Origin of the sequence: Pseudomonas sp. D4002, assembly GCF_013385665.1 — a bacterium.
Classification (GTDB): Bacteria; Pseudomonadota; Gammaproteobacteria; order Pseudomonadales; family Pseudomonadaceae; genus Aquipseudomonas.
The window spans coordinates 50,758-62,609 of record NZ_JACAPN010000002.1 but is presented as its reverse complement, the minus strand read 5'-3'; the positions used below and the strand labels follow the sequence as shown (position 1 = coordinate 62,609).

Sequence of the window (11,852 nt, the reverse complement as noted above, 5' to 3'; positions counted from 1 at the left end):
AAGAGCGGAACCAATAGCAGCCCTGACCGAAATAACGGATATGCACACACCACAAGCGAGCAAAAAAAAAGCCCCGCGACCGAATGACGGCACGGGGCTAAAAATTGGCTGGATGCGACCAACCAAAGGAGCTCTTTAAGTCAAATCACTTGGCACTGGCAATCGTGGTACTCGGCTGCCACCCACCGCCCAACGCCTTGTAGATCGCGACGATCCCACGATACAGATCCACTTCGGCCTGAGCCTGGGAGTCCTCGGCGGCCAAACGCTCACGCTGCGCGTCCAGCAACACCAGGAAGTCCACCGTCCCTTCGCGGTAACGAATCTCCGCCAGATCCGCAGCAGCCCGGCTCGACTCACTCTGACGAATCAGCGAGACCAACCGCTGCTGGCGTTTGCCGTAATCACTGAAGGCATTCTCCGATTCTTCCAGCGCCAACAGCACCTGCTGCTCATAAGTCGCCAGGGCGCCATCCGCCTCGGCATCCGCACCACGCAACCTTGCCCGCACACTGCCCAGGTCAAACGCCGCCCAGGTAATGCTCGGACCCAGCGACCAGGCATTCGCCGCCGCCGACCCAATCTGCGAACCCCGCCCAGCGGTAAACCCGAGGAACCCACTGAGGCTCACCCGCGGAAACAGATCAGCCTTGGCCACCCCAATCCGCGCCGTGGCGGCTGCCAACTTACGCTCGGCACTGAGAATGTCCGGACGACGTTGCAGCAGCTGCCCCGGATCACCAATCGGCAACGCCTTGGCAATCGCCGGCAAATCTTTCGGGCTCAAATCCACGCTCAACTTGTCCGGCCGCTCACCGAGCAGGGTAGCGATACGATTACGCTCGCGAACTTCCTCGGCCTGCAGCTGCGGCACACTGGCTTCTACAGCCGCCAGACGCGCATCGGCCCGTACCACATCGAGTTGATCGCCCACACCGGCGTCCCGCAGGCTGACCGTGATACCGCGTGAGTCTTCCTGGTTCTTCAGGTTGGCCACCGCGATTTTCTCGCGCAGTTGCGCGCCCCGCAGTTGACCGTAAGCGTCCACCAACTCGGCAATCATCGTGACTTGCAGCTGATACAAGTCAGCTTCGGCAACCTGTTGGTCAGCGTCGCTGGCCTCCAGGTTGCGGCGGATGCGGCCGAACAAGTCCACTTCCCAGGCCATGTCCAGGCCCAGGTCATAACGCTCACTGTTGACACGTTGGGTGGTCTGGCCGGGGATCTGGCCTTTGCCCACATCGCTGCTGACACGGCTGGTGATCACCGGCATCACGTCATTGGCAGCGTCGTCACGAATCGCCCGGGCCGCCCGCAGGCGGGCAAATGCCACCCGCAGGTCACGGTTGCCTTGCAGGGATTGAGTCACCAGCTGGTTAAGGGTCGGGTCCTCGAACTGCTGCCACCAGATGCCTTCGAACTTACCGTGGTCGTATTGCTTGGCGTCGGCGGCGGCCGTTACGTTGGCCGCCTCCAGTGGCTGGGTTTTATAGTCCGGGCCCACGGCACAGGCGCTCAGCGCCAGTACCAGCAAGCTCGGCAAAAATACTTTCACGCTCATTGCTGTGTCTCCAGCTTCAAGGCCTTGGCCGCTTTGCGCGCTTCACCGCGTTCAACAAACCGGCGGATCAGTACATAGAACACTGGCGTCAGCAGCAGACCGAAGAAGGTCACGCCGATCATCCCGGAGAACACCGCCACACCCATGGCATGGCGCATCTCGGCACCGGCACCGCTGGACATCACCAGAGGCACTACACCCATGATGAAGGCGAACGAGGTCATCAGGATCGGCCGCAGACGCAGACGGCAGGCTTCCAGTACCGCAGCGAGCGGATCGAGGCCTTCCTGCTGTTTATCCTTGGCGAACTCGACGATCAGAATCGCGTTCTTACAGGCCAGGCCCACCAGGACGATCAGGCCGATCTGGGTAAAGATGTTGTTGTCGCCGCCAGAGATAATCACCCCGGTGATGGCCGACAACAGCGTCATCGGTACGATCAGGATCACCGCCAGTGGCAGGCTCCAGCTTTCGTATTGGGCGGCCAGTACCAGGAACGCCAGCAGTACGCAGAGCGGGAACACGAACAGCGCAGTGTTGCCCGAGAGGATTTGCTGATAGGTCAGGTCGGTCCACTCGTAGGTCATGCCGTTGGGCAGTTCGTCTTTCAACAGTTTCTCGATCGCCGCCTGGGCCTGGCCGGAGCTGTAGCCCGGTGCGGCGTTGCCGTTGATCTCGGCGGTGATGAAGCCGTTGTAGTGCATCACGCGGTCCGGGCCCGAGGTGTCGCTGACCTTGATGAAGGTCGCCAGGGGAATCATCTCGCCTTTGTTGTTGCGCACTTTCAGCTGGCCGATCTGGTCTTCATCCTGGCGGAACTGTTGCTCAGCCTGCACGTTGACCTGATAGGTGCGCCCGAAGCGGTTGAAGTCGTTGGCATACAACGAGCCCAGGTAGATCTGCAGGGTGTCGAAGATGTCGCTGATCGCCACGCCATGGGTCTTGGCCTTTTCGCGGTCGATGGCAGCATCGACCTGGGGCACGTTGACCGTGTAGCTGGTGAACAGGCCGAACAACTCAGGCACGCCACGGCTCTTCGTAATGATGTTCTGCACTTCTTTGTACAGCTCGTCGTAACCCAGGTTGCCACGGTCTTCGACCTGCAGGCGGAACCCGCCGATCGTACCCAGGCCCTGTACCGGCGGCGGTGGGAAGATCGCCATGTAGGCTTCCTGGATGCTGCTGTACTTGCCATTCAGTGCACCGGCAATCGCACCGGCAGACAGGCTCGGGTCCTTACGCTCATCGAACGGCTTCAAGGTCACGAACACGATGCCGTTGTTCGGGCTGTTGGTAAAACCGTTGATCGACAAGCCGGGGAAGGCGATCGCGCTTTCCACGCCGGGCTGTTTCATGGCGATGTCGGACATGCGCTTGATCACGTCTTCGGTACGGTCCAGGCTCGCGGCGTCCGGCAATTGCGCGAAGGCCACCAGGTATTGCTTGTCCTGGGCCGGTACGAAACCGGTCGGCGTGTGGGCAAAGCCCATCCAGGTCAGGACCATCAGGCCGGCGTACAGAAACAGCGCGATACCACTGCCGCGGATCACCCGGCGTACCGTGCCGACGTAACCATGGCTGGCCTTGTCGAAGAAGCGGTTGAACGGTTTGAACAACCAGCCGCCCAGCATCCTGTCGAGGAACCTGGAGAACCCGTCTTTCGGCGCGTTGTGGCCTTTGAGCAATACCGCTGCCAGTGCGGGCGACAGGGTCAGCGAGTTGAACGCCGAGATCACGGTCGAGATCGCAATGGTCAAGGCGAACTGCTTGTAGAACTGGCCGGTCAAGCCGCTGATAAATGCCGCTGGAATGAACACCGCACACAGTACCAACGCGGTCGCGATGATCGGGCCGGTTACTTCGCTCATGGCCTTTTCAGTGGCCGGGAACGGTTCCAGGCCCAATTCGATGTTCCGTTCGACGTTCTCCACCACCACGATGGCGTCGTCCACCACGATACCGATCGCCAACACCAGCCCGAACAGCGACAGCGCGTTGAGCGAGAAGCCAAACAGGTGCATCACCGCAAAGGTACCGATCAACGATACCGGCACCGCCACCAATGGAATGATCGACGCACGCCAGGTCTGCAGGAACAGGATCACCACCAGCACCACCAGGATCAGTGCTTCAAACAGGGTGTGAACCACGGCCTCGATGGAGCCACGTACGAAGACGGTAGGGTCATAGGCGATGCGGTAATCCATGCCCTCCGGGAAGCTCTGTTTCAGCTCCGCCATCTTGGCGCGCACTTCATTGGAGATGTCGATTGCGTTGGAGCCCGGGCGCTGGAAGATCGGGATCGCCACGGCCGGCTGGTTGTCGATCAACGAGCGCAGGGCGTACTGGCTGGAACCCAGCTCAACCCGTGCAATGTCCTTCAAACGCGTGATTTCGCCGTTGGCGCCGGCACGGATGACGATATTCTCGAACTCTTCCTCAGTGACCAGTCGGCCCTGGGTGTTGACCGACAGCTGGAAGCTGGTGTCATTCGGCGCAGGTTGCGCGCCCAAGGCACCGGCCGCCACCTGGCGGTTCTGTTCGCGAATGGCCGTGACCACGTCGGTGGCGGTCAGGTTGCGCGAGGCGGTCTTGTTCGGGTCCAGCCACACACGCAGGGAGTAATCGCCCATGCCGAACAGCTGCACATCACCCACGCCGCCCAGCCGTGCCAGCTCATCCTTGATATTGAGGATCGCGTAGTTGGACAGGTAGAGCATGTTGTAGCGCTGGTCGGGGGAGGTGATGTGCACCACCATGGTCAGGTCGGGAGAGGCCTTGTCCACGGTAATACCGATGCGCGTCACTTCCTCGGGCAGTTTTGGCTGAGTCCGAGTTACCCGGTTCTGCACCTGCACCTGCGCGTTGTCCAGGTCGGTGCCCAGGGCGAAGGTGATGGTCAGGGTCAGCTTGCCGTCGGCGGTCGATTGCGAGGACATGTACAGCATGTTCTCGACGCCGGTGATGGCTTGCTCCAGAGGCGCGGCCACGGTTTCACCGATGACCTTGGGGTTGGCGCCCGGGAAGTTGGCACGGACCACGACGGTCGGCGGCACCACTTCCGGGTATTCACTGATCGGTAGCTGGAACAGTGAAATCGCGCCGGCGATCAGGATCAACAGCGACAGCACCGCTGCGAAGATCGGCCGCGAAATGAAGAACTTGGAAAAATTCATCTTGAGTCGTATCCCTTAACCGCGTGGAGTCGCGACACTGGCGAGCTTGGGCGCGGCTTTATCCGGCGCCACTTGCTCCAGGTTGCTGGCTTCAAGCGCTTGTCGTTGTTGTGCCAAGGCGGCGAGGGTTTCCTTGCTGGCCATCGGGATGGTTTCCGGTGCAACCGGCGACCCCGGGCGAACGCGCTGCAAACCCTTGACGATGATCGTGTCGTCCTTGGTCAGGCCGCTGCGCACGATGCGCAAACCTTCGATCTTCGGACCCAGCTCCACCGCGCGGTAGGCAGGCTTGTCGCCGTCCATCACCAGTACGAACTTCTTGCCCAGGTCGGTGCCCACGGCTTCGTCGCTGATCAGCACGGCGGAGTAGGTGCCACTGCCTACCAGTTTCAGGCGCGCATACAGGCCTGGGGTGTATTCGCCCTTGCTGTTATCAAACACGGCGCGACCACGAATGGTGCCGGTAGCCGGGTTGACCTGGTTGTCGACGAAGTTCATCTGGCCCAGGTGCGGGTTGCCGTCTTCATTGGACAGGCCCAGGTACACCGGGGTAGTCGCGCCACGGCGACCCTGGCGCGCGAGTTCGGTGTACTTGAGGTACACACGTTCATCGGCGTCGAAGTAGGCGTAGACCTTGTCGGTGGACACCACGCTGGTCAGCGCGGTGACATCGGCGGTCACCAGGTTGCCGGCGGTGATCTCGGCACGGCTGACGCGGCCGCTGATGGGCGAGCTGACACGGGTGAAGCTCAGGTTCAGCTTGGCCAGGTCCAACTGCGCCTGGATGCCGGCGACAGTCGCATGGGCTTCCTGGGCGGCGGTGGTGCGCGAGTCGGCCAGCTCGGCGGAGATCGCATTGCTCTGGCGCAGGCGTTCGCCGCGCTGGGCTTCGTTATCGCTGCGGGTGGCGGCGGCCTTGGTTTGTGCGAGTTGTGCTTCGAGGCGGCGCACTTCGGCCTGGAATGGGCGTGGGTCGATCTGGAACAACAGGTCGCCTTTCTTGACCAAGGCACCTTCGGTGAAGGCGACCTGATCGATCTGGCCCGACACGCGCGGACGGATCTGCACGGTTTCCGGCGCTTCGAGCCGGCCGGTGAATTCGTCCCACTCATTGACCGGTTGTTCCAGCACCTTGGCCACGCTGACGTGGCTTGGTGGCATGGCGGCTGCCTGTTCGGGCGCTTTGCCGCAGGCGCTCATCACCATCACGGCCAAAATGGCCAAGGGATAGCGCAAATGTTTGAGTGACTGTTCCATGAGGTGCATCCGCCAATGTATTTAAGATGGGCGGATCATGCTCGGCAGGGTGCTATCTCACGAATCGAATGAAACAAAGGTAACTATCATTCGGAATGATATAAGCGTAAAGCGAGCCCTCTAGCATGGGGCTTTCGTTAGGGAGCTATCAATGCTGTTGATGACAAAGGACTGTTGCGCAAGATGCAAGGAACAGCGCGCCGCATAAATTGTCGGGCGTGTCTGCTATTCAAATGTACAGAGCGCCGGGTTGGTTGCCGTGCATTCGTTGCCTGACCATGCGCTGCCCAGAGGCCTGGCATTGAGCTGGTTTTTCAGGGTCATGCTTACCGGTTCATGGTTCTGATCCAGGTAGTGGCATGCCACAGACGACTGGCCCTGGCTGCTTTGGATCACCGCCTTTTCAAAGTGGACCTGGTGCAGGTCCTTCTGCTCTGTCATCGGGTTTTGCCCGGTCCATTGCCGACCGTCCGGGCCGGACGCGGTGTAGGCGACCACTTCCCCGGTCGGCGTCTTTTTGTACGTATCTTTAAGGGCATCGGTGGGCGGGCAGGCGCCAGTGCCAGCGTAGACGTTGCCCATCAACGCCATCAGGGCAATCACGAGGGCTGAGGTTTTCTTGAGCTGCCTGTTCATCACGCGTGCTCCTGGTCTGGAGTAACTGTGAGGTAAAGACTAGCCCAAACAGGCAACGCCGGAAGGTGCTAAATCCACACGTCGTTGATTGCCGTGCGCTCGCCACCCTCGCTGCCGGTGTTCAGCACGCCGCAGGGTTCGATCAACAGCAACTTCACCTCACCCAATGCGTGCGGCTTGTGCTCGACGCCCTTGGGCACCACGTACATTTCCCCTTGGCTGATGATCACCGCGCCGTCGCGGAAGTCGATGCGCAGGGTGCCTTCGAGGACGATAAAGGTTTCATCGGTGTCGGCATGGTCGTGCCAGATGAAGTCACCTTCGATCTTCACCACCTTGAACTGGTAGTCGTTCATCTGCGCGACGACCTTGGGCGCCCATTGCTCGCTGAACAGGGCGTATTTCTGGGCGAAATTGATCGAGGCGTAATTCGTCGAAGCGTGGGAGGCGGGCATTGTCGGTTCCAGGGTTTCGGGACATTGGAGCCTTAAGGTAGGCCCAACGGCCGGCCGGATATTGAATGATTGTGCAGCGCGCGACGGTCCCGGGTGTGTGCAACTGTTGGCTGGGCAACAGCAGTCGGACAGTTGTGGTTTGCTCGAGACAGCAAGGCCTCGTCCATTGTTTTTATCACGTTGATTTTATTGAAAATAATTTATGGCATGGGCTCTGCAATGCACACAGGTGAACCCTTTCACCCGTTGCTCAGCGGAGCCCTGTATGCCTTGCACCTTTTTCTCGCGTTCACGTTACATCTTGCTCGGCGCAGCGTTGTTGCTGGGCCACGCCGCCGTGTCCCAGGCCGCCGGGGGCGATGACGCGGTGCCGTCCCTGGCCGGCAAGCGCATTGCCGTGAGCATGACCGGCACCAGTCACTACTTCGATATCAAGGCCTTCCAGGCCCAGGTCGACGAGATCAAGCGCCTCGGCGGCACGCCCATCACCCTCGACGCCGGGCGCAATGACAAGAACCTGGTGACCCAACTGCAAACCGTAGTCACCCAGAAACCCGATGCGGTGATCCAGACCCTCGGCACCCTGAGCGTGATCGACCCGTGGCTCAAGCGCATCAGCAAGGCCGGCATCCCGCTGTTCACCATCGACGCACCTTCGCAGTACAGCCTCAACAACACCACCTCGGATAATGTCGCCACCGGCAAGGCCCTGGCCGACCAACTGATCAAGGATGCTGGCGGCAAGGGCAAGATCCTGGTGTTCAACGGCTTCTACGGCGTGCCGGTGTGCGCGATTCGCTACGACCAGTTGAAGCTGGCGCTCAAGGATCACCCGCAACTGGAAATCATCGAGCCGGAGCTGCGGGATGTGATCCCCAACACCGTGCAGGATGCCTATTCCCAGGTGTCCGCGTTGCTCAACAAGTACCCGGCCGGCAGTGTCTCGGCGATCTGGGCGGCGTGGGACATTCCGCAACTGGGGGCAAGCAAGGCGTTGATCGACGCCAAGCGCACCGAGATCAAGACCTACGGCGTGGACGGTACGCCGGAGGTACTGGAGCTGCTCGGCCAGGCCAATTCGCCGGTGGGCGCGGTAGTCGCCCAGCAACCGGCGCTGATCGGCAAGACTGCTGTGCAGAACGTGGCCCGCTACCTGGCCGGGCAGCGTGACCTGCCCAAGGAAACCCATGTGCCGACGCTGCTGACCACCGCCGCCAACCTGGCGCAGGTCCAGCAACTGCGGGGTGATTGATGGCCGCGTTGCACTTGCAGCACCTGCGCAAACGCTTCGGCGCCACCCTGGCGCTGGATGATGCGAGCCTGAAGGTCGAGCGCGGCACCATTCACGGCCTGGTGGGCGAGAACGGTGCCGGCAAGTCGACCTTGATCAAGGTCCTGGCGGGGATCCACAAGGCGGACTCGGGGCAGGTGAGCATTGACGGCCAGCCGTATGCCGCACTGTCGCCGCGCCAGGTGGACGCGCTGGGCGTGCAGTTCATCCATCAGGAGCGGCTGTTGCCGGCGAGTTTTACCGTGGGCGAGGCGTTGTTTTTCGGCCATGAATTACGCCGTGGTCCGTTTGTCGACCGGCGCCGGCAGCAGCGCGAGGCCGAACGTTTGCTGGCGGAATATTTTGAGCTGCAACTGCCCGCCGACGCGTTGGTAGGCGAGCTGAACAGCGCCGAGCGCCAGGTGCTGCAAATCACCCGGGCGTTGATTCGCCAGCCGAAGATCCTGGTGTTCGACGAGCCCAGCGTGGCGCTGGTCAAGCGCGAAGTCGACCAGCTGCTGCGGATCGTCAAGCGCCTGCGGGACCAGGGTTTGTCGATTCTCTACATCTCCCATTACCTGCAGGAAATCGACAGCCTGTGCGATGAAGTGACGGTGTTGCGCAATGGTCGAGATGTGGCCGTGGTTGAGCCACGGCACACCTCCAGCGCGCAGATTGCGCGGTTGATGGTCAACCGCGAGGTCCAGGAGATGTACCCCAAGGCGCAGGTGGAGCTCGGCGAACCATTGCTGCAGGTGCGCGGCCTGAACCTGGCCCGGCGCTACCGGCAGATCGACCTGGAATTGCGTCGGGGCGAGATCGTCGGCCTCACCGGGCTGGTCGGGTCGGGCGCCAAGGACCTGCTCAAGACCCTGTTCGGTGTGGTGCGCGCCGACAGCGGCAGCATTCATCTGGAGGGGCGTTTGTTGCGCCTGCGTTCACCCGGAGAAGCCATTGCCCAAGGGATTGCACTGGTGCCGGAAGAACGCCGCAGCCAGGGGATTTCACCGCTGCTGTCGGTGCTGGAAAACCTCACGCTCGCCGGGCTTGGGCGTTTCAGTCGCTGGGGGTTACTGAGCCAGCGTAAGGAGCAGGCCGAAAGCCTGCGGCTGATCGACGAGTTGGCGATCAAGACGCCGGGCCCGCAGGCTGCCGTCAGCCAGCTCAGCGGCGGCAACCAGCAGAAAGTCGCCCTGGGCAAATGGCTGAGCCGGCGCTCGGCGGTGTACCTGTTGGACGAACCGTGCGTAGGTGTGGACGTCGGCGCGAAGGTCGAGATTTATCGCGTGATCGGGCGGCTGGTGGAAGAGGGCGCAGCGGTGCTGGTGCTGTCTTCGGATTTGCCTGAGCTGCTGGGGATCTGCGACCGCATCCTGGTGTTGCATCGCGGTGAAATAGCCGGGGAGTTCCATGCCGGTGAGGCGGACAGTGATCAACTGTTGGCGTGTGCCACGGGTGCGGTGCAGTCCACAGTGGCTGTGCAGGTGAAACCGGAGGTGGCGCATGTCCCTGCTTGAAGCTGCTACTCCTGGCTTGTCCCAACGGTTATGGGTACTGCTGTTGCGGCGCGGCTCGGTGGGCGTATTCCTCGCGATTTTGCTGAGCTTTGCCGTCGCCGCGCCGAACTTCTTTTCAGTCGGCAATATCGCGAATGTGTTCAGCCAGTCGGCGATCCTCGGCGTACTTGCCTTTGGCCTGACCTGCGTGATTATCGGCGGCGGCTCCAACGTGGTGGCGGGCGGGCTTGATCTGTCGCTGGCGGCCAATTTGGGCTTGTGCGCGGCCGTGTTCAGTCGACTCAACAACGCAGGCCTCGACCTGTGGGCAAGCCTGCTGCTGACCTTGGGTTGCGGCCTGGCGGTGGGCCTGCTCAATGGCCTGGCCGTGGTGGTGCTGCGCTTGCCACCGTTGCTCGCAACGCTGGCAAGCATGAATGTACTGGCCGGGCTGGAGCTGGTCCTCACCGAAAACACCGTGGTCTCGACCGACTCACCGTTGCTCGACCTGCTCAGTGGCGGGACCTGGCTGGGCGTGCCGGCACTCGCCTGGGTGTTGCTGGTGACGGCCTTTGTGTTGACGCTGCTGATCCAACACACCGCCTATGGGCTGCGCCTGCATGCCGTCGGCGAGTACCCGCACGCCGCCGAGGCCGCCGGGATTCCAGTGCCGGCCTACGTACTCTCCAGTTATTTGCTGTCTGGGCTGTGTGCCGCGGTGGCGGCTTTGTGTTCAGCGGCATTTTTCAGCGGCAGCACCACCGGCTCCGGTGACATGCTGTTGTCGGTGGTCGCCATAGCCTTTCTTGGCGTGGTGTTTTCCCGGCGACTGGTGGCAAGCATCCCCGGCACCTTGCTCGCGACGCTGTTGATCGGCTTTTTGATCAACGGGTTTCAGTTGCTCAACGTATCGAGCTTCTGGGTCAACGGTGTCCAGGGCGTGCTGATTCTGCTGGTGGTCGCCGCTTCCAGCGCATTGAACCGGGGAGAACATTCATGAGTCAGGTATCCATCCTGCAAGCCCATGGCGGCTGGCGTTCGCTGTTGCCCCTGACGTTGCCGCTGGTGTTCGTGGCCATCGTGGTGGTGTTTGCCTGGCAGGCCCCGGGGTTTCTCAGTGGCGGCAACCTGAAAAGCCTGGTGCTGAATAACTTCGTGCTGCTGGCGATTGTTGCGATCGGCATGACCTATGCGGTGGCGGCCGATGGCATCGATCTGTCGGTAGGTACCGCGCTGGATTTCGCCAGCTTCAGCTTCGTGGTGTTGCTTAACGCCGGGCACGGGCTGGGTGTGGCGATTGCCGGTGCGTTGGCCGCCGGGCTGCTGGTAGGACTGTTCAATGCCGGCTTGATCGCGGGGCTGCGGATCAGCCCGTTCCTGGCCACCCTCGGCACCTTGTTTATCGGCACCAGTGCCCAGCAACTGCTCTCGGACGGCGGCCAGCCAATTTATATCGCCCAGAGTTTCAAGCCGGAACTGGCGAGCTTCAGCCCTTTGGGCGTGCCCTTGCCGCTGTTGATCGTGCTGGTATTGGCCGTGGTCTACGGCCTGTTGCTGGCCCGTGGACGCCTGGGGCGCGAACTGCTGGCCCAGGGTACCCAGCCGCTGCTGGCGTATTACTCGGGGTTGTCGGTGCGGCGCATCGTCACCACCACGGTGCTGGCGGCGGCGCTGGCGTGCGCGGTGGCGGGGATCCTGCTCAGTTCGACGGTGAGCGCCTACGTGCCGCTGTCGGGCAATGCGTTCCTGCTGAATGCGATTGGTGCGGTGTTTATCGGCACCACATTGAACCGCCAGGGCCGGGCGAATATTCCGGGCACGTTGCTGGGGGTGCTGTTCATCAACGTCATCGCCAATGGCTTGCTGTTGATCGGCTGGAACTTCTACTGGCAGCAGGTGGCAACCGGCGTGCTGATTTTTATCGTGCTGGCCTTCAGTTTTGTCAGCCGCAGGATTGCGCAGAACACCTGAGGCGCGGCGCCCCAGGTGCGGGCCTGCCCT

9 protein-coding genes are annotated in these 11,852 nt (G+C 61.7%); 4 read left to right on the top strand and 5 right to left on the bottom strand.

Annotated elements, in window-relative coordinates:
• Positions 1-145: 145 nt before the first annotated feature.
• The 5 genes from HX824_RS01010 to HX824_RS00990 form a co-directional block, all read right to left on the bottom strand.
• Positions 146-1,561 (bottom strand): efflux transporter outer membrane subunit, encoded by a 1,416-nt coding sequence (locus HX824_RS01010; protein WP_102369143.1) that lies wholly within the window; start codon positions 1,559-1,561, stop codon positions 146-148.
• Positions 1,558-4,737: an efflux RND transporter permease subunit gene (locus HX824_RS01005; protein WP_003210869.1), complete on the bottom strand. Its 3,180-nt coding sequence runs from the start codon at positions 4,735-4,737 to the stop codon at positions 1,558-1,560. The genes HX824_RS01010 and HX824_RS01005 overlap by 4 nt, the downstream gene beginning before the upstream one ends.
• Before the next feature lie 15 nt (positions 4,738-4,752).
• Positions 4,753-5,994: a multidrug efflux RND transporter periplasmic adaptor subunit MexE gene (gene mexE / locus HX824_RS01000; protein ID WP_003210867.1), complete on the bottom strand. Its 1,242-nt coding sequence runs from the start codon at positions 5,992-5,994 to the stop codon at positions 4,753-4,755.
• Positions 5,995-6,219: 225 nt separating this feature from the next.
• The gene (locus HX824_RS00995) at positions 6,220-6,630 is read right to left on the bottom strand and encodes a DUF3757 domain-containing protein (protein ID WP_177054036.1); all 411 of its coding nucleotides are present in this window, start codon (positions 6,628-6,630) and stop codon (positions 6,220-6,222) included.
• Positions 6,631-6,698: 68 nt separating this feature from the next.
• Positions 6,699-7,085: a cupin domain-containing protein gene (locus HX824_RS00990; RefSeq protein ID WP_134326679.1), complete on the bottom strand. Its 387-nt coding sequence runs from the start codon at positions 7,083-7,085 to the stop codon at positions 6,699-6,701.
• Positions 7,086-7,350: 265 nt separating this feature from the next.
• Between HX824_RS00990 and HX824_RS00985 the strand changes: the two genes are divergently transcribed.
• From HX824_RS00985 to HX824_RS00970, 4 genes are read left to right on the top strand one after another with little or no spacing between them, the layout of a single operon-like run.
• Positions 7,351-8,337: a sugar ABC transporter substrate-binding protein gene (locus HX824_RS00985; protein ID WP_102369140.1), complete on the top strand. Its 987-nt coding sequence runs from the start codon at positions 7,351-7,353 to the stop codon at positions 8,335-8,337.
• On the top strand, positions 8,337-9,872 hold the full coding sequence (locus tag HX824_RS00980) for a sugar ABC transporter ATP-binding protein (RefSeq protein ID WP_177054035.1): 1,536 nt from the start codon (positions 8,337-8,339) through the stop codon (positions 9,870-9,872). Before HX824_RS00985 ends, HX824_RS00980 begins: the two co-directional genes overlap by 1 nt.
• Entirely contained in the window at positions 9,859-10,851 is a 993-nt protein-coding gene (locus tag HX824_RS00975; protein WP_177054034.1) for an ABC transporter permease, read from the top strand. Before HX824_RS00980 ends, HX824_RS00975 begins: the two co-directional genes overlap by 14 nt.
• Complete coding sequence (locus tag HX824_RS00970) at positions 10,848-11,822, top strand: ABC transporter permease (protein ID WP_177054033.1); 975 nt, start codon at positions 10,848-10,850, stop codon at positions 11,820-11,822. Before HX824_RS00975 ends, HX824_RS00970 begins: the two co-directional genes overlap by 4 nt.
• The last annotated feature ends 30 nt before the right edge of the window (positions 11,823-11,852 follow it).

Coding starts and splice junctions, on each gene's coding strand:
- HX824_RS00980 (WP_177054035.1), top strand. CDS start 8,337: ATGGCCGCGTTGCACTTGCAGCACCTGCGCAAACGCTTCGGCGCCACC.
- HX824_RS00990 (WP_134326679.1), bottom strand. CDS start 7,085: ATGCCCGCCTCCCACGCTTCGACGAATTACGCCTCGATCAATTTCGCC.
- HX824_RS00995 (WP_177054036.1), bottom strand. CDS start 6,630: ATGAACAGGCAGCTCAAGAAAACCTCAGCCCTCGTGATTGCCCTGATG.
- HX824_RS00970 (WP_177054033.1), top strand. CDS start 10,848: ATGAGTCAGGTATCCATCCTGCAAGCCCATGGCGGCTGGCGTTCGCTG.
- HX824_RS00975 (WP_177054034.1), top strand. CDS start 9,859: ATGTCCCTGCTTGAAGCTGCTACTCCTGGCTTGTCCCAACGGTTATGG.
- HX824_RS00985 (WP_102369140.1), top strand. CDS start 7,351: ATGCCTTGCACCTTTTTCTCGCGTTCACGTTACATCTTGCTCGGCGCA.
- mexE (WP_003210867.1), bottom strand. CDS start 5,994: ATGGAACAGTCACTCAAACATTTGCGCTATCCCTTGGCCATTTTGGCC.
- HX824_RS01010 (WP_102369143.1), bottom strand. CDS start 1,561: ATGAGCGTGAAAGTATTTTTGCCGAGCTTGCTGGTACTGGCGCTGAGC.
- HX824_RS01005 (WP_003210869.1), bottom strand. CDS start 4,737: ATGAATTTTTCCAAGTTCTTCATTTCGCGGCCGATCTTCGCAGCGGTG.